The organism is Sorangiineae bacterium MSr12523 (genome assembly GCA_037157775.1).
GTDB lineage: Bacteria > Myxococcota_A > Polyangia > Polyangiales > Polyangiaceae > Pendulispora > Pendulispora brunnea.
Window position 1 is genome coordinate 12,744,597 of record CP089982.1, and the last position, 24,108, is coordinate 12,768,704.

22 protein-coding genes are annotated in these 24,108 nt (G+C 64.2%); 17 read left to right on the forward strand and 5 right to left on the reverse strand.

Annotation, left to right across the window (positions count from 1 at the left end):
- Positions 1-95: 95 nt before the first annotated feature.
- Positions 96-506 (reverse strand): GNAT family N-acetyltransferase, encoded by a 411-nt coding sequence (locus LZC95_50665; GenBank protein ID WXA94670.1) that lies wholly within the window; start codon positions 504-506, stop codon positions 96-98.
- Between the two features lie 500 nt (positions 507-1,006).
- On the opposite strand from LZC95_50665, the gene LZC95_50670 reads away from it, so the two are divergent.
- Positions 1,007-3,073, forward strand: a complete 2,067-nt coding sequence (locus LZC95_50670; GenBank protein ID WXA94671.1) for a neutral/alkaline ceramidase — start codon at positions 1,007-1,009, stop codon at positions 3,071-3,073.
- Positions 3,074-3,152: 79 nt separating this feature from the next.
- Positions 3,153-3,743 carry a TetR/AcrR family transcriptional regulator gene (locus tag LZC95_50675; protein WXA94672.1) on the forward strand — a complete coding sequence of 197 codons (591 nt, stop codon included), beginning with the start codon at positions 3,153-3,155 and terminating at the stop codon, positions 3,741-3,743.
- 14 nt (positions 3,744-3,757) lie between these two features.
- Here LZC95_50675 and LZC95_50680 read toward each other — a convergent pair whose 3' ends face one another.
- Positions 3,758-4,348 carry a CGNR zinc finger domain-containing protein gene (locus tag LZC95_50680; GenBank protein WXA94673.1) on the reverse strand — a complete coding sequence of 197 codons (591 nt, stop codon included), beginning with the start codon at positions 4,346-4,348 and terminating at the stop codon, positions 3,758-3,760.
- Between the two features lie 13 nt (positions 4,349-4,361).
- The gene (locus LZC95_50685) at positions 4,362-5,330 is read right to left on the reverse strand and encodes a Xaa-Pro aminopeptidase (protein WXA94674.1); all 969 of its coding nucleotides are present in this window, start codon (positions 5,328-5,330) and stop codon (positions 4,362-4,364) included.
- A gap of 158 nt (positions 5,331-5,488) precedes the next feature.
- On the opposite strand from LZC95_50685, the gene LZC95_50690 reads away from it, so the two are divergent.
- The 13 genes from LZC95_50690 to LZC95_50750 all read left to right on the forward strand — a co-directional run bounded on the left by LZC95_50690 (position 5,489) and on the right by LZC95_50750 (position 17,441).
- A complete protein-coding gene (locus LZC95_50690; protein WXA94675.1) occupies positions 5,489-6,724 on the forward strand; it encodes an alginate lyase family protein in 1,236 nt (411 codons plus the stop codon).
- A 63-nt stretch (positions 6,725-6,787) separates the two neighbouring features.
- Entirely contained in the window at positions 6,788-7,738 is a 951-nt protein-coding gene (locus tag LZC95_50695) for a hypothetical protein (GenBank protein ID WXA94676.1), read from the forward strand.
- 40 nt (positions 7,739-7,778) lie between these two features.
- On the forward strand, positions 7,779-8,411 hold the full coding sequence (locus LZC95_50700; GenBank protein WXA94677.1) for a sigma-70 family RNA polymerase sigma factor: 633 nt from the start codon (positions 7,779-7,781) through the stop codon (positions 8,409-8,411).
- Entirely contained in the window at positions 8,408-9,433 is a 1,026-nt protein-coding gene (locus tag LZC95_50705; GenBank protein WXA94678.1) for a hypothetical protein, read from the forward strand. Before LZC95_50700 ends, LZC95_50705 begins: the two co-directional genes overlap by 4 nt.
- Positions 9,430-10,431: a hypothetical protein gene (locus LZC95_50710; protein WXA94679.1), complete on the forward strand. Its 1,002-nt coding sequence runs from the start codon at positions 9,430-9,432 to the stop codon at positions 10,429-10,431. The genes LZC95_50705 and LZC95_50710 overlap by 4 nt, the downstream gene beginning before the upstream one ends.
- The gene (locus tag LZC95_50715; protein ID WXA94680.1) at positions 10,419-10,868 is read left to right on the forward strand and encodes a hypothetical protein; all 450 of its coding nucleotides are present in this window, start codon (positions 10,419-10,421) and stop codon (positions 10,866-10,868) included. Before LZC95_50710 ends, LZC95_50715 begins: the two co-directional genes overlap by 13 nt.
- 1 nt (position 10,869) lies before the next feature.
- A complete protein-coding gene (locus LZC95_50720) occupies positions 10,870-11,877 on the forward strand; it encodes a hypothetical protein (GenBank protein ID WXA94681.1) in 1,008 nt (335 codons plus the stop codon).
- Positions 11,874-12,329 carry a hypothetical protein gene (locus LZC95_50725; GenBank protein WXA94682.1) on the forward strand — a complete coding sequence of 152 codons (456 nt, stop codon included), beginning with the start codon at positions 11,874-11,876 and terminating at the stop codon, positions 12,327-12,329. Before LZC95_50720 ends, LZC95_50725 begins: the two co-directional genes overlap by 4 nt.
- A 215-nt stretch (positions 12,330-12,544) precedes the next feature.
- On the forward strand, positions 12,545-13,426 hold the full coding sequence (locus LZC95_50730) for a hypothetical protein (protein ID WXA94683.1): 882 nt from the start codon (positions 12,545-12,547) through the stop codon (positions 13,424-13,426).
- Positions 13,427-13,481: 55 nt separating this feature from the next.
- Entirely contained in the window at positions 13,482-14,360 is an 879-nt protein-coding gene (locus LZC95_50735) for a hypothetical protein (GenBank protein ID WXA94684.1), read from the forward strand.
- Between the two features lie 58 nt (positions 14,361-14,418).
- On the forward strand, positions 14,419-15,036 hold the full coding sequence (locus LZC95_50740; GenBank protein WXA94685.1) for a hypothetical protein: 618 nt from the start codon (positions 14,419-14,421) through the stop codon (positions 15,034-15,036).
- A complete protein-coding gene (locus tag LZC95_50745) occupies positions 15,033-15,686 on the forward strand; it encodes a hypothetical protein (GenBank protein WXA94686.1) in 654 nt (217 codons plus the stop codon). Before LZC95_50740 ends, LZC95_50745 begins: the two co-directional genes overlap by 4 nt.
- A gap of 180 nt (positions 15,687-15,866) precedes the next feature.
- Positions 15,867-17,441 carry a long-chain-fatty-acid--CoA ligase gene (locus LZC95_50750; protein ID WXA94687.1) on the forward strand — a complete coding sequence of 525 codons (1,575 nt, stop codon included), beginning with the start codon at positions 15,867-15,869 and terminating at the stop codon, positions 17,439-17,441.
- A gap of 27 nt (positions 17,442-17,468) precedes the next feature.
- On the opposite strand, the gene LZC95_50755 is transcribed toward LZC95_50750, so the two are convergent.
- Both LZC95_50755 and LZC95_50760 read right to left on the reverse strand, forming a co-directional pair.
- Positions 17,469-20,633 (reverse strand): efflux RND transporter permease subunit, encoded by a 3,165-nt coding sequence (locus LZC95_50755; GenBank protein WXA94688.1) that lies wholly within the window; start codon positions 20,631-20,633, stop codon positions 17,469-17,471.
- A gap of 12 nt (positions 20,634-20,645) precedes the next feature.
- A complete protein-coding gene (locus tag LZC95_50760) occupies positions 20,646-21,734 on the reverse strand; it encodes an efflux RND transporter periplasmic adaptor subunit (GenBank protein ID WXA94689.1) in 1,089 nt (362 codons plus the stop codon).
- A gap of 376 nt (positions 21,735-22,110) precedes the next feature.
- Between LZC95_50760 and tgt the strand changes: the two genes are divergently transcribed.
- The gene (tgt, locus tag LZC95_50765; GenBank protein WXA94690.1) at positions 22,111-23,283 is read left to right on the forward strand and encodes a tRNA guanosine(34) transglycosylase Tgt; all 1,173 of its coding nucleotides are present in this window, start codon (positions 22,111-22,113) and stop codon (positions 23,281-23,283) included.
- Positions 23,280-24,098 (forward strand): methyltransferase, encoded by an 819-nt coding sequence (locus LZC95_50770; GenBank protein ID WXA94691.1) that lies wholly within the window; start codon positions 23,280-23,282, stop codon positions 24,096-24,098. The genes tgt and LZC95_50770 overlap by 4 nt, the downstream gene beginning before the upstream one ends.
- Positions 24,099-24,108: the final 10 nt, after the last annotated feature.

Consider the following 24,108-nt stretch of genomic DNA (forward strand, 5'->3'; position numbering starts at 1 on the left):
ACGCCAAGAGCGCCAAGGGATTGGTGCAACAGGGCGTTTCCGGGCTGCTCAGCACATCGATCTATCTTGGCGTCCTTGGCGTCTCGGCGGTTCGATCAGACAGCGTCTCCGTGTGAAGTTCTCGAGAGTGGGAGCCAAAGGCGGGGGCGGGGCCAGGTGATTTTGCCGTGGGGTGGCTCCATGCCGGTGCGCTCGGCGCCCATGGCGAGGTAGAAGGCTTCGGCGGCCGGGTTCGAAATGATGAGTACGCCTCGTGCGTCGTACCCGAGGGCCGTGTCCTTCATATGAAGAAATAGCTTCTTGCCGATCCCACCGCCCGCGAAGGGCGTATCGACGAAGAACATATCGAGCTCCAACGTGACAGTCGCCGGCGGGCTGCAGTCGGTACCGTCGATTGAACGATGCGTTGGGGGCTCGACGATTAGACTGTAAAATCCTACGACGTCATTCGCGATTTGCGCAACGTAAGTTGGATGCGATGCGAGGTATTCGTCGGATAGCGTCATATTCCGAACGAGGTCACGCCTTTCTCCCTCGTAGCCGTGCGAGCGCTGCACGATGGTGGACAATCGTGGTGCGTCGTCGTGTCGGGAAGGTCGAATAACGAATTCAGTCATTTGCACTCTACGCGCTAACACTACTATCGTTCGGTCGTTCTTGTCTTGGCATTGCTTTTGCTGTCAAACAGCGGCAGCGAAACAATCCCGGCGAGGCCGGCGCCCTTGTCCATTAGCGGCGTAGGATCGCGCGGCGTCAGGGCGGGCCTTTTCTGTCTGAATGCAACATCGCGCCGGGCTCGCCGGTTTCGTCCCGCTGCCGCGGTTCTCGCACGACCAAGACTCGAGACCGATACCTGCAATTGAAAGTTACCTTAAGGTAGGGTCACGCAATGTTCGCGGAAAGCTTGCAGCCCGTGAAATGAAGCGCGACCATTCGCTAAGAAAATGCTTTCTCAAGCAGAGATCGCGCTTGGAACACGCGCGAAGGGAGCATATTGCAAATCATTATGATGATGCGTAATCCCATTCGAGGTAGGTCATTGGTCCTCGCCGCGCTGATGGTCGCACCCGCAAGCCTGGCTTTCGGCTGTTCGGTGGACGCTTCATCGCCCGCCGACGGAAAAAGCGAAAATGCGGCCACGTTGGACGAGCCTTACCTCGTCGGACGCGGCATTGCAGACATTACCGGCGAGGCCGCGGAAGGCCACGGCGCGAATTATGGGCGGCTCGATCAAACGACGGTCGGCATCCACATTCGCCAGCGTGCGCGTGCCTTCATCGTCGTCGATCGCACCACGGGCAAACGCGTGGTCCTCGTCACGGCGGACGAAGGATCCATGTATGCCAGCGTGCGTCAGGCGGTCTTGGCGAAATTGAATGCCAAATATGGATCGCTGTACAACGAGCGGAACATCCTCATTGCGGTCACGCACACGCATGGCACGCCGGGAGGCTATTCCGATTACAATCTGTACAACATCGTCACCTTCGGCTTTCACCAGCAGACGTTCGACGCATTCGTCGACGGTGTGGTCGAATCAATCGATCGCGCCCATGCCGATCTCGCGCCAGGGACCATCTCCCTCGGGCGCAGTCAGCTCAGCGACGCGAGCGCCAACCGTTCGCGCCAGGCGTTCGACCTCGATCCGGCGGCGGACAAATCGCAATTTCCCAATGCCATCGATACGACCAGCGTCGTGTTGCGGTTCGATCGCGGCGGCAGCTCGGTGGGCGCACTCAATTGGTTCCCCACCCACGGCACCAGCATGACCGGCGACAATGGGCTCATCACCGGCGACAACAAGGGATACGCGGCGCTGCACTGGGAACGTGAGATCAATGGCGTCAATTACCGCAACCCGGGGCCGAGCTTCGTGGCCGCCTTTGCGCAGACCAACGCCGGCGACATGAGCCCGAATCTCGATTTGAAGCCGGGCACGGGCCCCACGAACGACCAATTCGCCAACACGCGCATCATCGGTACGCGCCAGTATCAGGCGGCGCGCGCGGCGTTCGATCAGCCGGCGGAGGCCATTGCGGGAAGCGTCGATTATCGCTTGTCGTACGTCGAAATGGAAAAGCTCACCGTCCGGCCCGAATTCACCGGCGACGGCCAATCGCATACCACGTGCGGCGCCACCTTGGGTGCGAGCTTCGCCGCGGGAAGCACGGAAGATGGGCCCGGGCCGGAAATCTTCAAGGAAGGCGTGGGGAACAATCCGCTCATTCAAAAGGTGACCGAGGCGCGTTACAAGGCCTCGGACGAACTGCGAAGGTGCCAGGCGCCCAAGGACATACTGCTCGACACCGGCAGCCTCGGGTTCACTGCGAAGATTCTCCCCATTCAATTGGTGCGCCTTGGACAGATCTACGTGGTCTCGCTGCCCTTCGAGCCCACCGTGGTCGCCGGGTTGCGTTTGCGCCGCACGGTGGCGCAGCGATTGGGCGTCGACGTGAAAAACGTGATCGTCGCTGGATATGCCAATGACTATGCCGGGTATCTGACCTCGCCCGAGGAGTACGATCACCAGGATTACGAAGGCGGCCACACCATGTACGGGCGGTGGCAGCTTCCCGCGACCCTGCAGGAGATCTCACGCCTGGCCGACGATTTGAAAGCGGGCCGTGCGAGCACGCCGGGTCCCAATCCGCCGGGCCCGGGAGGGCGCGAGGCGTTTCAACCCGGGGTCGTCTTCGATGCGCCGGCCATTGGGTACAACTACGGCGATGTCGTGACGCAGCCCCAGGCGAGCTACGCGCGCGGGCAGCAGGTGAGCGTGGTCTTCGACGGCGCGCACCCGAAGAACAACCTGCACCGGGGCGGTACCTTCCTCGAGGTGCAACGCAAAGTGGGCGACGGCTGGCAAACGGTGGCCGACGACGGCGATTGGTCGACCAAGTACCATTGGGAGCGATGGGGCGTGGCGGCCTCGCGCGTGACCATCACCTGGGACGTACCGGCGGACGCGGCGGCGGGCACGTACCGGATTCTCTACCAAGGCGATGCAAAGGAGATCGGTGGAACGATCACACCGATTGCCGGAGCCTCGCGCGAGTTCGCTATTTCGCCCTGAGGGCGGGCGGGGCCGGACCTTGACCGTCGCATGATCACCGTTATATTACGGTAATACTTCGCGCGTACGGTCGGGGTCCATGAACGCCAAAGAAGAGCAAAAGGAACGGTCCCACGAAACGATTCTCGAGTCGGCCAGCCGGCTCCTCCGGGAAAAGGGGATCGCCGGGGCCCGCGTCGCCGAGGTCATGAAGGGCGCCGGCCTCACGGTCGGCGGCTTCTACGCACACTTCGATTCGAAGGAGGCGCTCATCGAAGAGGCGCTGCGTCGCACCGCCTGGGGCATGCGTCGGCGCCTCTTTTTGAAACTGGAGGACAAGCCCGCGGCGGATCGCGCGGAGGTCGTGCTCAAACGCTACCTCTCGGTCGCGCACCGCGATGCGCCGACCGAAGGCTGTCCGCTCCCTGCGGTGGTGGGCGAAATCGGGACGACCGCACCCGAACACGGGGAAATCCTGAGCCAGGAAGTCGACAAGTTGGTCGGGGAGCTGGAGACCCATATTGGTTCGGTGGGGCCGCTGTCCCGCCGGCACCTCGCCCTCGGTCTGGTGGCCCTCATGGTCGGGGGACTCAGCCTGGCCCGCGCGCTGCGCGGCACCGAGCTTTCGGACGAAGTGCTGCGCGCATGCCGCGCGCTCGGGGCCTTCGCCGCGCGCTCGACGGTGGTCTGAACCAGGCCTCCGCGTTACTCGCCGCGCTGGCGCGCGCGGAAGGCGCGGGCTTTCGCGGCACCGCCGCACGTGCGCATCTCGCACCAGCGGCGCAGGTGGTTGCGGCTCGTGTCGACGAAGAGCCAGCCGCACGCGTCGCCTTCGCATTCGCGCAGCGCGTGAAGGCGCCGTCGCGAGCGAACGAGGGCGAGCGCCGACCATGTGACCCGTTCGAGAACGCCGCACCCGGGCGCGTCGTCCGGCCACACGAGGGCCAGGTGCGGCGACTCACGCGTCTCACGCGACCGCGGCGAAAGCTGCGCCGCCGAAAGTGTGCGCTTCGCCTCGCGCTCGAATGCGCGAAGGGCGGCCTCGGAGGGCTCGTGGCCATGCGCCAGGGGCAAGAGCAGGCGGCGCAGGACGAGGCGCAGGCGCTTCGCATCGTTGATCAGCGAGGCAGGGGCGCCCTCCTCCGAGATGGCGCGCGCCTCGGGAAGCTTCGCCGCGCGCGCCCAGCCTGCGAGCGCAGCGGCATCCGTCAGCCACTCTTTGATCTCGGCCTCCCCATTCCAGGAGGAGGTGTTCACGAAATCGAGACAGAGGGCTCCACCGACGAACGTAAACATCGCGCCTGCCAGTCTACTTCGACGGCGCCAGTCCGAGCTCGCTCATCGCCACGCGGTAGATGTCGCCCTTTTTCCCGTCGCCGATGCCGGCCACAGCACGCTCGTCGCGCGGGTCGTCGAAGCGCTCGCCGAGGGGACCCTGGTAGGGCCGCGTGCTGCTGAAATAGAGCCACTTTCCATCGGGGGTGACGCTTTGATTGAACTCGCGTGCGGGCGTATTCAGCGCACTCAAGGGGCGCGCCTTCTCCCAAGCGCCGTCGATGCGGCGGCTGACGTAAAGGTCGTAGCTGCCGACGGAGTCGGCGCGCCGCAGGGCGCTGAAAATCAGGTAGCTCTCGTCCGGCGCGATCCACGGCTCCACCTCGTGGCCCTGCGTGTTGATCGCCTCCCCGAGGTTTTCCGGCTCGAGGTAGGTGCCATCGACCTTGCGCGCCACCCAGAGATCCGAGCCGCCGCGGCCTCCCGCGCGCTCGCCCCCGAAATACAGGTTGCCATTGGCAGCGACCATGGGGGACCAATGATCGACCTTGGCGTCGTTGAACGGTGCCGCGAGGCGCTGGGCATCGCCCCATGCGCCGTCGGCCTGGCGTTCGGCGAACCAGATGTCGAACGTGGGGCGCACGGCCCCGCGCCCCGACAAGGGGCGGTTCGAAATGAAGAATACCGTTTTGCCATCGGGCGCAATGTGCGGATCGGCATTGCTGCCCTGGGTGGCGAAACGCGGTTTGAGCGGCGGAGACCAGCGGCCCGACGGATTGCGGCGGGTTTCGAAGATGTCGAAAGCTTCGAAGGCATCGTCCGCGCGGCAGTGAAGGACATCGGTTTGGTCAGGGGAGAAGGCCAAGAAGAAGTCCCACGCGCCGGTGGTGAAAAGGCCTGCGCCGTACAGCTCGGGCCCTTTGTTCGCGGCAGGTGGCGGTGGAGAAGCGTGGCAAGCGCCGAGGGCGAAGGTCAAGGCGATGTAACCAATGAAACGGCACATACTGGTGACGTACGGGATCGCGCCCGCGCTGTCAACGCAGGGCGGCAGCGATCGCGATCCAGACGATCAGCGATCCGGCGGATCATTCGCAAATCCAGCGAAATGTCACCGGTGTCAATTGGAATGGCCGCTGCATCCATGACCCCGCGGAGGGACCCATGCGAAATCCGTTGTGGCTAGGGGCCATGCTCGTGGCAACGTCGTTCTGGAACTGCGCGCCGCTGGAGGGTGACGCCGTCGAGGAAGCCCGAGCGACCGACGAAACCCGTGAAGCCCAGGAGGCGAAGGCACCGCTCGCGCCGGCGGTGTTCACGCACCCCGGTGTCTTGGTCAGCCGGCAGCAGCTCGACTTCGTTCGCCAGCAGGTGAACGCCGGCGCCCAGCCTTGGGCGAACGCCTATTCGCAAATGCTTTCCCATTCGCTGGCATCGCCATCGCGGACGCCGCACCCTCGCTCCGTCGTGGAGTGTGGCCCGTATTCCAATCCGAACATCGGCTGCACCGACGAACGCCAGGATGCCTTGGCTGCTTACGCCAATTCCCTGGCCTGGTACGTCTCGCGCGATGCCAAATATGCGAACAAGGCCATCGCCCTCATGGACGCATGGTCATCCACGATTACCGATCACACGAACAGCAATGCACCGCTGCAGACGGCATGGTCCGGCTCCGCGTGGTCGCGGGCGGCGGAGATCATCCGGCATACCGGGGCGGGCTGGTCGCAGACCGGCATCAATCGATTCGCCACCATGCTGCGCAACGTGTACCTACCGGAAATCATCAATGGGCGCCCCAGCACCAATGGCAATTGGGAAGCGACCATGATGGAGGCCGCCATTGGCATTGCCGTTTTTCTCGAAGATCGCACCGCTTACGATCGCGCGGTGAGCATCTTCCGCACGCGGGTGCCCGCGTACATTTACCTCACCTCCGACGGGGCTTTGCCCAAGCCGCCGCCGAACAGCGGCATCGACACCCGGCAGGAGATCATCAATTATTGGCAGGGCCAATCGACGTTCGTCGACGGGCTGTCGCAGGAGACCTGCCGCGATTTCACCCATACCGGCTACGGGCTCGCGTCCATTGCCAACTTCGCCGAAACCGCACGGCACCAGGGGCAAGATCTCTATCCCGAGATCCAAGATCGATTGCGTCAGGCGATGGGATTCCATGCCAAGTACGAGCTTGGGGAGGCTCCGCCGTCGTGGCTATGCGGAGGCACCGTTCATCGAGGTTTGGGGCCTACCTTCGAAGTGGGATTCAATGCCTTGCACAATCGGCTAGGCTTTGCGATGCCCAATACGCAACGCTACGTGGAGCAGCACCGACCGTCGGGCACGAATGTGCTCTTCATCGGCTGGGAAACGCTCACCCACGCCAACAATCCCTACTGAACGACGAGGGCGGTCCGCCCGGGCGAGCGACGTGATAGGAGACACGTCGTGCATCGGCTCGGGATGAGATTGACCATAGCGGCCGCAGGGGTTCTGCTGGCTTTCGACGCGAGCGCCGCCCCGGGCTCGGAGGTCCCGTTGCATGTGCAATTCGCGCCGGACAGCGCATGCATCGACGACGACGCTCTGGCGCGCGAGCTACGCGGGCGCGGGCTTCGTGTGGCCGATCCCGGGGAAAGCGCGGCGGCCGATGTCAAAGTGCAAGCGCGTCCCACGGGGCCTGGCTACGAAGCGACGATGGTGCTGATGACGCCAGGCGATGCGCCCGCCGTGCGGGTCATCGCCGCGGCGTCGTGCGAAGAGGTATGGAGCTCGTTCGCGTTGGCCCTCGCATTGGCGCTCGCGCAGCTTCCCGACGCGCCCGTGGATCGCGCGCCGCCACCACCGGCGCCCGAGCCTCCGCCTCCTCCTCCCGCGCCCCCCGAGAAAAAGCTGCTCTTCGATGTGGCGGCGCTGACCAGGGTGAATCTGGGCGTGACGCCCGATCCAGCCATCTCGATCGGCTTGGCGGCCGACGTCGAGTTTCGCCGCGACAAGGGGATCTTCGCCTCCCGCGCCCGCTTGGGAATTCTCGCCCTCCCCGCGTCGGCCTCGTCCCAGGGCAAGTACGCCCTGCAATCGGTTGAACTCGGTTTTTGCCCGCTGCGCGTGAACTTGCCCGAGGTGGTGCACTCCCCCGTGGTGGTGCGCCCGTGCGGCAGCTTGGAAATGGGGCGTTTGCAAGGCGCCGCCGAGGGCCAGGCGGCCGGGGAGCTCGGCGCCAGCTTCTGGTTTGCCCTGAAAACGAGCCTTTCTGCCCGCTGGGTCCCGACGCGGCCGCTCTTCATCGAGGTCGAGGCCGGCCTGGGACTCCCTGTTTCGCGGCCCGCCTTCTCGTATGGTGGGGCGGTAATATTCGAAGTTCCTTGGATTATCGGTCACACTGGGATTGTTGCGGGCGTGCTGTTTCCGTGATCCGGGGGAGTCGATGGCGGACACATTGTCTTCAAGATCCGTGTCCCAAGCTGTTCTTCACGCCGACTATCCAGGGGATTCCGAGTCCGTGGACCCCGACCTGCTCGATCCCGATGTTTTCGACGATGAATCATCGAACGATGGGCCGGGCCAGGCCATGGACCCCGTGCGGGTCGCGCGCCTCGTTCAAGCGCACCACGCCTTCGTGTGGCGCTCGCTCCGCCGCCTCGGTGTGATCGCGAGCGACGTGGACGATGCGACGCAGAAGGTCTTTCTCGCCGTCACGCGCAAGTGTGCGGGTGTGCCGCCGCATCGGGAGCGCTCCTTCCTTTTTGCGACCGCCGTGCGCATTGCCGCGAACGAGCGTCGCGCCCAGAGCCGCAAGCGTTACGCTGGTGCGGAGGATCTCGATGTGTACGGAGGCGAGGGACCAAGTCCTGAACAAACCACCGCCGATCGGGCACTCCTCGACAAGATACTCGCGCCGCTGCCGCTCAACCTTCGCAGCGTTTTCATTCTTTTCGAGCTCGAGCAAATGACGAAGCAGGAAATCGCAGCCGTGCTCGACCTCCCCGAAGGGACGGTCGCCTCGCGTTTGCGGCGCGCCCGCGAGCTGGTGGAGGCGACGATTGCGCGTTTGCGTGCGGCGCAGAATGGACGAGGTGCAACGTGAGCGACCTTCGCCGCTTCCGTGAGCTTCACGAGGACGACGCCATCGGCGCAGCGTTCCGCTCGGCCGATCGCGATGGGCCCGAGACCGGGGCCGACACGAAGCTGCTCGCCGCGCTCGGCGTGGGTGTTTCGGCCATCGCCATGGCCGCCGCCACCGCGCCCGCCGCGACGACGGCCGCCGCCGGGGCTGCAGGTGCCGCGGGGGCCGCAGGTGCAGGCGGTTCGGGTGTCCTCGCCAAGGTGGGCGGCGGGGCGGTGCTCGCCAAGTGGGTCGCGGGCTCCGTGCTCATCGTGTCCACGTCCGTGGTGGGGACCCTGCTCGTCGAGTCACCGAAGAAGGCGCCGGCCACCACGTCGGTGGCTGCCCCTTCGGCATCTGCCAAGGCCCACGTGGCGGCGGCGCCGCCGCGCGCTGCGGAGCCGGAAGCGCCCGCGGTGGAAGAGCCCCCGGCACCCGCGTCGTCGGCGGTGGAGGAAGCTCCGCCCGCACCGGCCACGGTGGTGACGCCTCCGCGTGTTCATGCCTCGGCGACGCCGACTCAGGTTTCGGGGGGCTCCGCCGCCTCGAGCCCCCGAGAGCGGCGCGCGGGGGAAGCGCCGATGGTCGAGTTGCCGAAGCCTGCCCCGGCCCAAGCCGAAACGGCGCCGGAGACGCAAGATCCGGCCGATTTGGATCACGCACGGGGGATGATGGCCTCGGCGCGATCGCTCGCACCCGAGTTGAGCGAGTTGGAACACGTGCGCTCGTTGCTCGCCGCAGGCCGCGCATCGGACGCGCTGGACGCCGTCGATACGTACCGGCGCGCCTTTCCCAAGGGCATTCTCATGCAAGAGTCCGAGGTGCTGCGGCTCGACGCGCTCGTTCGCCTGGGGCAGCGTGATGCCGTGGAACGCGAAGGCCGCGCATTCTTGAATCAGCATCCGCAAAGCCCGCAAGCCGCACGCGTTCGTGCGCTACTCTTGCGCAACGATCAGGACCGGCCCCGCGAGCGGGTCCTGGGGGCCCCGCCGCAGACGAAATGACCTCGAGCCACACTGCCCGCGCGTTGATTCTCATCTGTAGTCTCGCCGCGCTGGCATGCCGCGAGGAGGTCTCTCTCGGGAACCCTCCGTGGGAGGCGCCGCCTCCTTCCGCCCCGGCACGGTGGTGCGAACGGGGTCAGGATGCGGGGACGTTCAGTGTGGTGGGCGCGGAGTACGGGTCGATTCGCGCCATGTTGGCGGAGCCGTCTAGCGGTGTGTACGTGGTCGCCGCGCGCGATGGTGCGGCGGGAACGGTCTTGCAGGTGCAACACGGCTCCCCCATCGTCAAGGGCACGGTGGGGCTTGGGCCTGCGCATATGGCTCTGGGCAAGGACAGCATTTACGTCACCAGCTCCCAGAGCGGCCAGGTGTTCCGGGTTTATTATGGCGAGCCGCCAAGGGTCGAATCGATCTCGGGGCGACAGAACGTGGGCGCCATCGCCGCAGGTCCGTACGGCGAGGTTTACTGGGCAAGGGCCACCGAGAACGGGTTGATTGAACGTTACGATTTCCAATCGGATCGTCCGGCGGAAGTTTTGTCCACATGGTTTCCAACCGCGCTCGCCTTCGATGGTAGGTCGCTCTACGTCAGCGGCCAGGGGCCGATCATCGTGTACCCCGCGTACTCCGGACAGTCGACCCTCCCCGGTCGGTGCGATGGTCGGATGCTCGCGCTGACGGAGCGGGATATTTTTTGCGCCGACGGCGGTGCAATCAACCAGATTCGCCGAGAAGTGCCGTATTCGGTCAACACGCGCGCGAATTTCCCGGATGCAACGGTGTTCGATCTCGTGGCAGCCGCGGGGCGCTTGTTCTTTCGCGTGGTGCCGCGCGAGGCGCCCTCTGGATCGACGCGCATCATGTCCATGCCCCTCGATGTGCATGCCGAGCCTACGATCTTCGCGACGGTGCAAGGTGATGGGCAATTCCTCGTGGCGGACAAATGCAATTTGTACATGAGCGTAGGCGGAAACTCGATCATGCAATGGCCACTATGAAATGGCTCGTGTTCCTCGCGTGTATGTCATCGCTCTTCGTGGCCTGTCTCGGCACACCCGACACCCCCCGGGGGAGACCACCCGGCGATTGGCGCCAATGCGGCGCGCCCAACGAGTACCCGCTCGACCCATCTTGCCGGCAGAAATGCAATGTCACCCACGACTGCCCGACGGACCTTTGGTGCTCGTACACCGATCGCGACTACTACAGCGTTTGCGTCGACTATTCGCATTGCTCTTACCTTGGGAGCGATACGCAATGCGCGCAGCTCGAAAAAGACGATCCCACCAGCTGCGTGGGCAATGCGCAATGGCACGAGGAGGCTCTGTATGGGGACCCCGCTTGCGGACGGGCTCATGACGTACTTCGATGCCAGCCCACGCCGAATGGCTGTACGCTGGTGGCGATGACCGCCTACGACCTGGCCACGCCGTGAAATGACGTCGACCCCGACCCGCATTGCCATGGCAGCCATGGCCGTTTGCAGTCTCGCCGCGCCCGCGTGCCGCGACGAAGTTTCATTGGGAAATCCGCGTCCGCTCGAGATCCCGCCGTCGCTGCTTCCCGCCTGTCCGGAAGGTGACGAGCTCGAGACGTTGGCCGAGGTGGCGATCGAATACGGTCCCATTCGCGCCATGAAGGCGGACAGTGGCGACCTTTTCGTGGTGGCAGCGAGGGACAAGCTTCCAGGGACGCTTCTTCACCTGACCAACGGCTCGCTGCAGTTCGTGGCCACCGTTGGGGTGGGGCCGGCGGCGATTGCGCTGGATAGGAATACCGTCCTCGTTGCCTGTTCCGAGAGCTCACAGGTATTTCGGGTCGCGAGGAATGGGACTACGACGTTGTTCGTGGCCAATCAGCCGGGCGTACGCGCGGTCGTTGCCGCCGAATCGGGCGATATGGCGTATTGGGTCCTAACGGGCGACACTGGAGCGGTTCGGCAGTACTATTTCGGCTCGAGCAGCTTCTACACGCGCGAGAACGTGGAGCCGCCGGTGTCCATCGCCAACGATGGAAAATCGATCTACATCAGCGGAGCGCAGGGCCCGGTCATCAAAGGGATAGGTTCGTTCTCGGATCCATCCATCAGGCTTCCCGGCCGGTGCGACGGTCGCATGCTCGTCCTCACCGAGCAGGATCTACTCTGCGTCGATGGAAATGCCATCAATCGGATCCCGCGCGACGAGCTCAGGGCAGCCACGACCCGTGCCGTTCTTCCCAATGGTACGATATCCGATCTCGTGGCGGGGGCAGGTCGTGCGTTCTTTCGTTTCGAGCCGCAAGCGGGCCCTCCGTATGCCTCGTACATCATGAACATGCCATTGGTGGGTAACTCCGCCCCGACCGTGATATCCCGTTTGCCGGGTGCGGCGAAGTTTCTCACCGCGGACGACTGCCATCTCTACTTTGCGGACAAGAGCACGTTGAGGCGATGGCGGCTATGAAGACTTTCACGTTCGCCTCGTGCATGTCGTTCGTGCTTCTGGCGTGCCTCGGCACACCGGACACACCCCCGGATCGACCGTTCTTCGAGTTCGGGAGGTGCGGAGTATCCGACGGCCTTCCCTTCAGCCAATATTGCAGGCAAGCGTGTGTCACCAGCCGCGATTGCGCGATGAACGAGTGGTGCATGTTCGTCGAAGGGGGCGATTCGATCCAGGGCACCCCCGTCTGCGTCGATTACAAGCATTGCGCATACCTGGGGAGCGACACCGAATGCACTCCAACGGACATCGGCGGCGTCGAAGGGTGTGCGAGCCACGCCTCATGGCAAATCGAAAGGCTCGCGGGAAATCCTGCCTGCGGCCGTCCTCATGAGGTGCTCCGCTGCATGACGAATCCAGGCGGCGGTTGTGTTTTGACGCCCGTGACGACGTACGACGTCGGCCATCCGTGAAATCGGGCGATCCGAAAAGTACATTTGCGGACAGTGTACTCGCGTACATCACGCGCCGCATTGGCGGCTTCATCGCAAGTGTGGGTAAGCCGTATATGGCGTAGTGTGGATTGAGTGCGCCAAAAGGCGTGAAGCGTGCAACTAAATTAAATATGATCCCAGGTGGCCTTCGCGGACATTGCCACGGCGTACGGACTTGTCCGTGGAGGGAAAACATGAAAATTCATGCTTTCGTTGGATGGGGAATGGGTTTCATTGGCCTTTTCGGCATCGCCGCTTGCGGCGCGAGCGATGGGAAGGGCGACTCGCAAGCACAATCGCCTCTCGTCGCGGACGACGAGGAGCGCACCGCTACGGTCGACTTCGTGGGTTACAACCACAAGGGCGATGTTGGCTATTCTGCGGCGGCAGAATTCATTCAAGGGCGCCTTTATGGTCCGGGTGCGAAGGAAACTCGAGTCAAGGAGGGGAGCTGCACCATCACGAATTGGCAGCTATTCGATCGTGAAGATCCCGAGCATCCGCCCGTTTTCGTTAGCGCGGGCGAGATCGCCTTGAGCGGTGCGAAGCTACCGCCCAACTCCGTGATGAAGCCGACCGACAACTTCAGGTATCCATACTTTTACGGCACGGAGTTGCTGTGGACAGGGGGGGAGGACATCCGCATTGCGGCGGCAGGTAGTCCGCGCGGCGTGGGCGCGTTCGACGCCACCTTGAAGGCTCCATCGCACATCACCGTGACGAAGCCCTCTTTGGATGACATCGAGGCAATCGACCGCTCCAAAGATCTCGAGCTGGCATGGACCAACTTGGAGGCTGCGTCCGGAACCGTGTGGGTGACGATCGAAGCCATCGACGAGGGCTTTCAGGGTGGCGTGAACGTGAAGTGCGAATACCCGGCGAGCCTCGAGACGGCCAAGGTACCGGCGTCGACCCTCCGAGTGTTTCCGGTCGCCCGGTACGGGTCGATGCTCATCGAGAGCGCGGAGCGGCAAACCGTCACCGTGCCGCCGTGGAAGGTGAATGTCGCTCTCCGAGCGGAGGGGACACGTGCGGAGAGTGGGAGGGGCGCCTCCGTGAGCGTGAAGTTCCTCTAGCCGTACCCGCAAATTGAGTTCGATTCCTGATGGCGCTCGTTCGTGGAGGAGAAAGATGAAACTTCATACTTTCGTTGGATGGGGAATAAGTTTGGTTGGTATTTGCGGTCTCGCCGCTTGCGGTACCAGCGACGGTGGTGGCGATTCGCGGGGGCAGTCGCCCCTCGCCGCCGAAGACGAGGTGCGCGAAGCGGCCATCGATCTCCAAAGCCATATTCATGAGAATGGTGGATACTCCGCAGCTGCGTGGTTCCGGCAAGGGCGCCTTCCCGGTCCGGGATGGAAGGAAAGGGAGATCGTCACGGAGGGGAACTGCACGAGTTGGTATTTCGAGCCTGGTGACGAAACGAAAGATCCGTCACCGGTCTTCGTTGGCGGAGGGGACATCGCCTTGAGCGGCGCGCTCATCCCACCGAGCACGGTGTTGCGTCAAGACAAGGGCAATGACTATCCGAAACTTCACGGCGAAGCGACCCTGTGGCAGGGCGGCGAGGACATCAACATTGCGACGGCGGGTCATCCTGGTGGCGTGGGACCGTTCAAGGCCGTGTTGAAGGCGCCGTCGCATATCACCTTGTCGAAACCGATTTGGGATCACGCTGGGCTGACCATCGACCGCGCCCAGGACCTCGGCCTCGAGTGGACGTCCTCGGGCTGGAGTGTCGGAACCGTCAAGGTGCGCATCGAAGCCATGGAGGCCGGCTCGCGAAGCGGTACCTCCGTCCGATGCGCGTTTCCCGTGTACAGCGGTGCGGGGGTGGTCTCGACCCGCGTTCTGAAGCATCTTCCGCACCCCTCGGATGCGTGGATCCAGATCGAAGCCGATGCCGAGGACACCGTCACCGTGTCGCCATGGAACGTGAGGGTGCGCCTCCACTCCGCCGGCACCCTCCCGAACGGGCAAAGCAGCCAAGGCTCGGTGACCTTCAAGTAGCCCTCGATCGAGGAGCGGGATTGACAATCCCGCTCCGTCCTTTAGAGAACGGCGGCACATGCCGGCACTCAAAGGATCGCTCACGTACGCGCGCTTCTTCGTCGATGGGGAGCTCCCCGACGACTTTCGCGAGCGTTTCATGCGCTCGATTCGGCTGCGCGCGCTCAAGCCGCTCGAGCCCGACGAGGAGGACTTGGAGCGTTCCGGCTGGTGCCGCGTGGGGGAGGCTTTCGAGCTCGAGCTCGACTACGAGAGCGTGTTCTACAACGAGTTCATCAACCTCGGTTTTCGCACGGACCGATGGGTGGTGCCCGGCCCACTCCTGCGCGCCAAAATGCGGGAGGCCGAGGCGGCGTACCTGCAGAAGAAGGGCCGCGAGCGCATCTCGCGCAAGGAGCGCAACGAGTTGAAGGAGCTGGTCACGCGGCGTTTGCGGCGGCAGCTTTCGCCGGCGATGCGCATGGCCGATCTGTCGTGGTCGCTCAACGATGGCGTGGTGCGCTTCTTTTCCCACTCGCCGAAGAGTGCAGGCGCCATGACGGAGCTTTTTCAGCGCACCTTCAGCCTCAAGTTGATCCCCGAGTCGCCGTACACGTTGGCCGCGCGGCTCGGTTTGAACAAGGCGCAGGAAGGCGCCTGGCAGGATCTTTCGGCGACGAACTTGGGGAGCCCATGAGCGCGATGCAGCTGGTCGACCGGATCGAGAAGCGCCGCTTCGTGGGGCGCGAGTTCTTGCTCTGGCTGTGGTTCGAGTCGGAGGTCTTCGAGGGGACGCTCTCCACCAAGGCGCACGGGCAGTTCGGGCTTTGGATCGCACGGCAGATCGTGCTGTCGCTGGGCAAGGAAGAAGTGACGCGCATCAAGGGCGCATACCCGGCCGGTACGCGCGAGGCGAAGGAGTCGCTTTTGCGCGGCAAGACGCCGGAGACGGCGGGGTTGCATCTTTCCTGGCACGAGCACCAGGCGACCTTCGTCTTCAAGGCGGAGCCCATGGCCATTTCCGGGCTCTCCCTGCCCACGGTGCTGGGCGAAGAAGAAGAGGAGGCCCCTCCGCCGGAGGCGCGGCCGAAAGGCCGGCGAGGGCGGAAAGCCGAGGCCCAGAGCGACGAAGGGCACGAGGCGTTTTACGAACGGATGCGGCTCACGCGCGAGGTCGAGGAGATCCTCGAGGCGCTTTACCGCGACTTTCTCACGTTGCGGCTCGGCGCCGCCTGGACCGACGCGGTGCTCCCAGCGTTGTCCACGTGGACCGATCCGGAAGGGGAGGTCGATGCCGACGCGTACCGCGCCGCGCGCGACCGCGCCCTTTCGACTCGCAAGCGCTAGTCAGAAAGCGCGGTCTCTCGGAAGGAAAACCGCCAAGGCGCCAAGGCCGCCAAGACTGGATGGATGGGCTGAATCGCCGAGGAATGCTCGGATTCACGAACCCCAAAACTTGGCGTTCTTGGCGTCTTGGCGGTTCTCACCAATTATTTAGGGGTACGCTCGTGCACCGGAGGTTTCCCGATGCACGTGTCACTCTCGCCCATGGAGTTCGCGCGCCGCGCGCGGGCGCTGTACGCCGATAGAACTGCCGTCGTCGATGGTGAGCTGAGGCTCACGTATGCCGAGTTCTTCGATCGCTGCGATCGCTGGTCGCGCGTTCTCGCGGGCTTCGGCGTGGGCCATGGCGATCGCGTGGCGTACATCGCGCCGAACACGCATGCGCAGCTCGAGTCGTTCTACGCGGTGCCGGCGTTGGGGGCGGTGGTGGTGCCGCTCAATTACCGGCTCATCGCCGACGACTTCGCGTACATGATCGAGCATAGCGGCTCGAAGGTCGTGTGCGTGCACTCGGACTACCTGGATGCCGTGGACGCGATCCGTGCGCGCTGTCCTCACGTGACACACTGGGTGGCGCTCGAGGGAGCGCGCGCCGGGTGGCTCGACTACGAAGCGCTCGTGGCCGCCGCCGAGCCGGGGCCCCTTCCGGCGGTGACCATCGACGAGAAGGACCTTTTGACGATCAACTACACGAGCGGGACGACGTCGCGGCCGAAGGGCGTGATGATCACGCACCGCAATGCATGGGTGAACTGCGTAGGGACATTGGTCCATCACCCGATGACCAGCGCGGACAAGTACCTTTGGACCTTGCCGATGTTCCACGCCAACGGGTGGACCTTCGTGTGGATCAACACGGCGGTGGGCGCGACGCACGTCTGCCTGCGCAAGGTCGATCCGCCCGCCGTGTTCGAGCACCTGGAGCGAGAAAAGGTGACGTTGCTCTGCGCGGCACCCACGGTGCTCATCTCGATTGCCAACGCGCCCGACGAGCTGCGGCGTCGCGCTCCGCGCGGGGTGCGCGTGCTGACGGCAGGGGCGCCGCCGGCGGCGAGCACCATCGAGCGCATCGAGGCGGAGCTCGGGTGGTCGCTGTTGCACGTGTACGGGCTGACCGAGACGTCGCCGTTCATCACGGTGTGCGAGCCGCGTGAGTCGGATGCGGGGCTTTCGGTGCAGGAGCGGGCGCGCATCAAGGCACGGCAGGGCGTGGAGCTCATCACGTCGGGCGAGTTGCGCGTGGTCGACGATGCGATGCACGACGTGCCCCGTGACGGGCAGACCATCGGCGAAATCGTGGTGCGCGGGAACGCGGTGATGGATGGCTACTTCCGCGATCCCGAGGCCACCGAGCGCGCGTTTCTCGGTGGCTACTTCCACAGCGGCGACTCCGCGGTGATTCACCCCGACGGCTACGTCGAAATCCGCGATCGCATGAAGGACGTGATCATCAGCGGCGGCGAGAACATCTCCTCCATCGAGGTGGAGGGCGTGCTTTTGCGGCATCCTGCGGTGCAGGAAGTGGCCGTGGTGGGCATGCCCCACGAGAAGTGGGGCGAGGCGCCGCACGCATTCGTGGTGCTCAAGCAAGGCAAGGACGCGACCGAGGCCGAGCTGCGCACCTTCGCGCGCGACAACATGGCGCACTTCAAGGCGCCGCAGGCGGTTCACTTCGTGAAGGAACTGCCCAAGACGGCCACGGGCAAGATACAAAAATACGTACTGCGTGGAGGCCGGTCAGGCATCTCCACGCAGTAGCGTTTCCCCCCTCGGTTTTCGGCGAGCCTACTCGGCGCTGGCGCCCGTGGGCTCGTCGATGATGACGGTTTGATGCGGCCCGCTGTGGGGCGCTTGCTCTTCCGTTTCGTTGGTGCGCTCTGCGCGTTCCTTGCTGTGATCCTTGGCGAGGAGAACGTAGACCGCCGGCACGACGAACAGCGTGAACAGCGTTCCGATGAACATACCGCCAACGAGCACGAGACCGATCGAGTTACGAGCCATGGCGCCGGGGCCCGTGACCAACGTCAGCGGGAAGTGACCAGCGATGGTCGCGACCGTGGTCATCAAGATCGGACGAAGACGGGTGTGTGCTGCTTCCCGCACCGCATCGATCTTGCTGAGGCCCTCGAGCTGCTTGTGGTTCGCGAACTCGACGATCAGAATGCCGTTCTTCGACACGAGGCCGACCAGGGTCACCAGACCGACCTGCGAGTAGATGTTCAGCGTCGTCGTCCAACCCGCGGTGAGCTTGAACGGCAGCTCCGGCGGGCCAGGGTACTTGAGGAACGTGAAGATCAACGCTCCGAACATCGCCAGCGGCACCGAGCCGAGGAGGATGACGAACGGATCGCGGAACGAGTTGAACTGCGCCGCGAGCACCAAGAAGATGAGCAGCAAGGCCAAGCCCATGGCCGGGAGGAACTTGCCACCCTCCGTGCGGAGCTGACGCGACTCACCCGTGTAGTCGACGTGGTAGCCCTGCGGGAGGACTTCCTTCGCCTTGTTCTCCATCACCTTCAGGGCCTCGTCGATCGAACGCCCGGACATGCCGGAAAGCTTGATCGAGTTCAGCTGCTGGAAGCGATTGAGCGTACGCGGCTCCACGCCGTCCTGGATCGTGGCGATGGCGCTGAGCGGAATGAGCTCGCCCTTCGGTCCCGTGACGTGGATGTTCGAGAGCTGATCGGGCGTGAGGCGCCCCGAGCGCTCGACCTGCGGAATGACCTTGTACGCGCGACCGTCGATGTTGAAGCGGTTGACGAAGTTACCGCCCAGCATCGCCGAGAGATCCGCACCGACGGACTGCATGCTCAAGCCCATCGACGAAATCTTGTCGCGGTCGAGAATGACGTCGGCCTTCTCTTGGTCGATCTGCACGTCGATGATCGGCGGGAAGTAGAAGATGCCGCTGTCCATCGCCGCCTTCTGGAGGTCCTGCGCGAAACGCAGAATCTCGGTGTGCGGCGCCGTGGCCGAGATCACGAACTCGATGGGGAGCTGACCGGGGCTCGGCAGCGACGGGGGCACGAAGATCGGTGCACGAACGCCCGTGATGGCGCTCATCTTGTGCGTGATCTCCGTCTGGATGGGGAAGATGCTCCGATGACGCTCGTTCCAGGGCTTTACCAGCATGCCGCCGATGGCCAGCTGGGGCGTCGTGATCTGGAAGCTATGCTCGAACTCCGGCGTCGTCTTGAAGATCTCGTTCGCTTGCTCCGTGTACGGAATGACCTGCTCCAGCGTGGTGTTGGCCGGCATCTGGAGCGCTCCGAACACGACACCCTGATCTTCGTTGGGCGCGAGCTCGTTCGGCGAGAACATGTACAAGGGGACGATGCAGAGCGACAGAAGTCCCCAGGCGAAGTAGACCACGCCGCGCGTGCGCAACGTGGAATCGAGCATGCGCGCGTACGCCCGGCGGATGGCGTTGAACACCGCATCGACGTGCCGCACGAGCCAGCGGTGGCTATGCTCCGACGACATCATCTTCGATGCCATCATCGGTGAGAGCGTCAGCGCCACGATACCCGAGATGAACACCGCACCCGCCAGGGTGAAGGCGAACTCGCGGAAGAGCGCGCCGGTCAACCCGCCCTGCAAACCGATGGGCGCGTAGACCGCGGCGAGCGTGATGGTCATGGCGATGACCGGCCCGACGAGCTCGCGCGCGCCGAGAATGGAGGCCTCGAACGAGCCCTTCCCCAGCTGAATATTCCGGTCCACGTTCTCGACGACGACGATGGCGTCGTCGACGACGAGACCGACCGAGAGCACGATGGCCAGCAGTGTGAGCAGGTTCAGCGTGAAGCCGAAGGCCTGCATCAAGAACATCGCACCGATGAGTGACACCGGGATGGCGATGACCGGCACGATGACCGTTCTCAGCGATCCGAGGAACAAGAAGATGACGATCATGACGATGACGATCGTCTCGATCAGCGTGTGGGTAACGTCGTCGATGGCGCTCTGGATGTACGTCGTCGTGTCGAAGGCCACGAAGGCGTTCATACCGGTGGGCAGCTCCGACTTGATCGCCTCCATCTCCTTGCGGACGGCGGCGATGACGTCGAGCGAGTTCGCGCTCGGGAGAACCCAGACGCCCATGAACACGGCAGCCTCGCCGCTCATGCGAACTTCTTGGTCGTAGTTCTCGGCGCCGAGCACCACCTCGGCCACGTCCTCGAGGCGCACGAGCGTCGTGCCCGATTGCTTGACGACGAGCTTCTTGAACTCCTCGACCGACTTCAGGTCGGTATCGGCGGAGAGGTTCAGCTGAACGAGGTTGCCCTTCGTCTGACCGAGTGCCGACAGGTAGTGGTTCTGAGCCATCGCCGCGCGAACCATCGCCGGGCTGATGTTCAGAGCCGCCATGCGCTCGGGCTTGAGCCAGGCGCGGATGGCGAACTGGCGCCCGCCGAGGATGTCGGCCTTCTGTACGCCGGCAATCGCGGAGAGCCGCGGCTGCACGATGCGCACGAGGTAGTCGGTGACTTGGTTGTCCTCGAGGATGTCCGAGCCGAAGCTCAAATACATCGCTGCGAACTGCGAGTCCGAAGGCTCGATACTGATCGAGGGAATCTCCGCCTCGGGCGGCAGGTCCGCGCGCACTTGGTTGACGCGCGCCGTGATGTCCGCCAGCGCATTTCCTTGTGGGAAGTTCAGCTTGAGGCGAACGTTGACGGTGGACAGACCCTGAACGCTGCTCGATTCGATGTAGTCGATACCGTCTGCGGCGGCGATGGCGCGCTCGAGTGGCGTCGTAATGAAGCCGCTCACCAGGTCCGAGCTGGCACCGACGTACACGGTCTTGACGCTGATCGTGGCGCTATCGAGCCGTGGATACTGCCGCGTGTTGATCGATTTGATCGCTTGGAGCCCGGCCACGATGATGACCAGGTTGAGAACGATCGCCAGAACGGGCCGGCGTATGAATAAGTCGGTGAACTTCATGGCGTCTCCCGATCAGTGATTCTCGGGGTGCGGATCCAGTTGCGGTTTCGCCTGGACGTCGTTGTTGATGACGATGGGCGAACCGTTACGCAGCTTGAACGCACCTGCCGTAACGACTTCCTGGCCGGGCTTGATGCCGTCGAGGATGGATACGAAATCGCCCCGCGCCTCGCCTTTGCGAACGAATTGCTGCCGGGCAATTTTGATGACCTGTCCGCTCTGCGACTTGAAGGCGCCGGGCGAGCCCGGCTTCTTTTCCTCGATGACGAAGACCGATTCACCGTAGGAGGCGTGCACGACTGCGGTGTTCGGAACGCTCACCACCTTGCCTTTGTTGGGCAGGATGACCGTAACGTTCACGTACATGCCGGGACGGAGCTTGAGCTCCTTGTTGTTCAGCGAAGCGCGCAGCTTGATTTGGCGCGTGGACGAGTCCACCGAAGGATCGACCGCGGCGATGGTCCCTTCCCACGAAGAGCCTGCGCCCGCGTCTCCTTCCGACGACGCCGTCGCCGAGAGGCGGACCGGCATGCCCACGGAGACGTCCGGCAGGCGCTGCTGCGGCAAGGTGAAGTCCACGTACACCTGTTCGATGGCTTCCAGGACGGTGATCGGTGTGCCGGGGCTCAGGTACTGGCCCAAGTTCACCAAACGGATACCGAGACGACCCGAAAACGGCGCTTTGACGATTTTGCGCTGAATCTGGGCTTCGAGGGTTTCGATTTCGGTGTTCGAACCTTTGAGGCCAGCTTCGTCCGTATCGAGCTGCGCCTGGGCGATGGATCCCGAGGAAACGAGTGCTCGCGTTCGGTTTGCCACCGAAAGTGCAAGTTCCTGGCGGGCCTTCGCCTGCGCCAGCTGACCGCGCTCGACGCTCGTATCGAGCTCGAGAAGGACCTGACCGGCTTTCACGGACTTGCCCGACTCGAAGTTGATGCGGGTGACGAGCCCCGCGGCGTCGTTGCTGAGGCTCACGCCCTTGAGCGACGTGACGCTGCCCACTGCCTGCAGCGTACCTTCCCACGTTTGCTCTTGAACGGGGCTGGAGCTGACGGTCTCAGGGGGCGGGCCTGCTTTTGCGCCCTCCGCGCCCATGGCCATGAGCTGTTTGATTTGGCCGGTCTTGATGCCGGCGAGGATTCCAACGATCGCAAGAAGACCGACGATCGAGAGTAGAATCCCAACTATTCTTCGAGGTTTGTTCCGCACCGCGTTTCAACGCTCCAAAAAGGGGTCGCCAGCGTCGCACAGAACGCCACGCCTAGGCGAACGAAGAACCCGTTTTCGATCCCATCGAAAGGTCTCCGAAGGGGTCTGGGCCTATCTAGGTGAGTCGTAATCGAGAGACAATCCCCGAGAACGATCGGTTCCATTGCCCGATTTGCGATAATTAACTGGACATTGTGCCTCAAACCGCGCCCACAAGTAACCGGGCGGATATCAAAACGAAGGCGAAACCGTAGTAGCTTGATGGCCGATGACTCTTTCGGCAGCGCTTTCCTTCGACATCAAGGCCGTGGATGTGGCTTCGAACGCACGGCGTGGCACGCTCCAGACGGGCCATGGAAGGGTGGAAACGCCCACGTTCATGGCCGTGGGCACGCGGGCAACTGTGACGGGGCTCACACCGGCGGATTTGGCCGACATTGGGGCGCAGGTGGTGCTCGGGAACACGTACCATCTGATGCTGCGGCCCGGGCCCGAGCTGTTTCGGCGCGTGGGCGGTATTCACGCGTTCATGGGGTGGTCCGGACCCGTTCTGACCGACTCGGGGGGCTACCAGATCTTCTCTTTGGCGGAAGATCGCACCCTGAGTGAACGCGGCGCGCGGTTTCGGAGCTACACCGACCAGCGGATGCACATGCTCTCGCCCGAGCGATCCATCGAGATGCAGACCGCGATTGGGTCGGACATCATGATGGTCCTCGACGTGTGCGTGGACTCGCGCTCGGACGAGGCCACGCTGCGGGATGCGATGGAGCGCACGCACCGCTGGGCAAAGCGTAGCTTGGATGCCCGCACGAACCCCGCGCAGGCGCTGTTTGCCATCGTGCAGGGCGGCGTGCGGCGTGAGCTCCGCAAGGAATCCGCCGGGGTGCTCACCGCGATGCCGTTCGATGGATTCGCCATTGGCGGGTTGGCCGTGGGCGATGCGCGCGCAGAGCGTGAGGACATGACGCATTTTTCCGCGGAGCTTTTGCCGCGGGATCGGCCACGCTACTTGATGGGCGTCGGCACGCCGGCGGATCTCCTGGAGGCGATTGCGGCGGGTGTGGACATGTTCGACTGCATTTTGCCGACGCACCTCGCGTGGCAAGGGACGGCGTTCACCGGGACGGGGCGGGTGCGCCTGACGCGCGGGCCGAATGCGCAGGCCGATGTGCCGCTCGATGCGGAGTGCACCTGTTCGACGTGCCGGCTGTACAGTCGCGCGTACCTTCACCACTTGTTCAAGTGCAGCGAGCCACTCGGGCCGCGCCTGGTGTCGCTGCACAATTTGCATCATTACCACGCGCTGATGGCCGAGGCGCGCAGGGCCATCGAGGCGGGGACGTATGCCGCTTTCGCGAAGAGGAAGCTCGAGGCGATCGATCGGCACGAGCACAGCACGAAGCGATTTGGCGCGGACGTGGCCGTGGCGGCATCGTGACGTTGCGCTGCGATGTGGTGACCACGCGCAGCGGGGCGCGTGCGATGCGCGATCTCACGACGGGCGAGTGCATGCATCCCGTGGTGGGGCCCATGGTGGAGGCCGAGCGGCTTTACGTGGGGCCATCGCGGTTGGCCGCGCGGCTGGCTTCCGAGGAGGAGCAGCCGCTGGTGCTGCTCGAGGTGGGGCTCGGGGCCGGATCGAATGCCGTGGCGGCGTGGAAGCTGTCGGAATCGCTGGGTGAGACGGCGCGGCGTTTGGAAATGGTGAGCTTCGATCGAAGCGTGGCCGCGCTCGAATTGGCACTGAGCGAGGAGCACGCGGCGGACTTCGGGCTGGACGGCGATGCGGGCCATGCCGCGCGCAACATGCTTGCCGCGCGTCGTTTCACCACGGCGCGCACGACGTGGCGACTCGCGTACGGCGAGCTGCCGGAGACGCTCGCGCGCGAGCCGGAGGGGCGCGCGGACGTCGTGTTCTGGGATCCATTTTCGCCGCGGGCAAATCCGGCGTTGTGGACCGTGGCCACGTTCGCGATTCTGCGGCGTGCTTGCCGTGCGGGCGCGACGGTGCACACGTACAGTGCGGCCACCGCGACGAGGTCGGCGCTGCTTCTCGCGGGCTTCGCCGTCGGCGTGGGCGAAGGCATCGGCGACAAGGAAGGGACCACCGTCGCCGCCGTCGACCTGCGCGATCTCGCCCGTCCGCTCGACCGACGCTGGCTGCATCGCCTTTCGCGCTCGACCGCGCCGTTTCCGAGCGATGCGCCCGCCGACGCCTTGGCGCGTATCGCGGAGTTGCCGCAGTTTGCGTGAGAGCGTGCTA

Excerpts from the sequence above, each read along its gene's own strand:
- LZC95_50665 (WXA94670.1), bottom strand. The coding sequence starts at position 506 with ATGACGCTATCCGACGAATACCTCGCATCGCATCCAACTTACGTTGCG.
- LZC95_50670 (WXA94671.1), top strand. The coding sequence starts at position 1,007 with ATGATGATGCGTAATCCCATTCGAGGTAGGTCATTGGTCCTCGCCGCG.
- LZC95_50675 (WXA94672.1), top strand. The coding sequence starts at position 3,153 with ATGAACGCCAAAGAAGAGCAAAAGGAACGGTCCCACGAAACGATTCTC.
- LZC95_50680 (WXA94673.1), bottom strand. The coding sequence starts at position 4,348 with ATGTTTACGTTCGTCGGTGGAGCCCTCTGTCTCGATTTCGTGAACACC.
- LZC95_50685 (WXA94674.1), bottom strand. The coding sequence starts at position 5,330 with ATGTGCCGTTTCATTGGTTACATCGCCTTGACCTTCGCCCTCGGCGCT.
- LZC95_50690 (WXA94675.1), top strand. The coding sequence starts at position 5,489 with ATGCGAAATCCGTTGTGGCTAGGGGCCATGCTCGTGGCAACGTCGTTC.
- LZC95_50695 (WXA94676.1), top strand. The coding sequence starts at position 6,788 with ATGAGATTGACCATAGCGGCCGCAGGGGTTCTGCTGGCTTTCGACGCG.
- LZC95_50710 (WXA94679.1), top strand. The coding sequence starts at position 9,430 with ATGACCTCGAGCCACACTGCCCGCGCGTTGATTCTCATCTGTAGTCTC.
- LZC95_50715 (WXA94680.1), top strand. The coding sequence starts at position 10,419 with ATGGCCACTATGAAATGGCTCGTGTTCCTCGCGTGTATGTCATCGCTC.
- LZC95_50720 (WXA94681.1), top strand. The coding sequence starts at position 10,870 with ATGACGTCGACCCCGACCCGCATTGCCATGGCAGCCATGGCCGTTTGC.
- LZC95_50725 (WXA94682.1), top strand. The coding sequence starts at position 11,874 with ATGAAGACTTTCACGTTCGCCTCGTGCATGTCGTTCGTGCTTCTGGCG.
- LZC95_50730 (WXA94683.1), top strand. The coding sequence starts at position 12,545 with ATGAAAATTCATGCTTTCGTTGGATGGGGAATGGGTTTCATTGGCCTT.
- LZC95_50735 (WXA94684.1), top strand. The coding sequence starts at position 13,482 with ATGAAACTTCATACTTTCGTTGGATGGGGAATAAGTTTGGTTGGTATT.
- LZC95_50740 (WXA94685.1), top strand. The coding sequence starts at position 14,419 with ATGCCGGCACTCAAAGGATCGCTCACGTACGCGCGCTTCTTCGTCGAT.
- LZC95_50745 (WXA94686.1), top strand. The coding sequence starts at position 15,033 with ATGAGCGCGATGCAGCTGGTCGACCGGATCGAGAAGCGCCGCTTCGTG.
- LZC95_50750 (WXA94687.1), top strand. The coding sequence starts at position 15,867 with ATGCACGTGTCACTCTCGCCCATGGAGTTCGCGCGCCGCGCGCGGGCG.
- LZC95_50755 (WXA94688.1), bottom strand. The coding sequence starts at position 20,633 with ATGAAGTTCACCGACTTATTCATACGCCGGCCCGTTCTGGCGATCGTT.
- LZC95_50760 (WXA94689.1), bottom strand. The coding sequence starts at position 21,734 with ATGGCCATGGGCGCGGAGGGCGCAAAAGCAGGCCCGCCCCCTGAGACC.
- tgt (WXA94690.1), top strand. The coding sequence starts at position 22,111 with ATGACTCTTTCGGCAGCGCTTTCCTTCGACATCAAGGCCGTGGATGTG.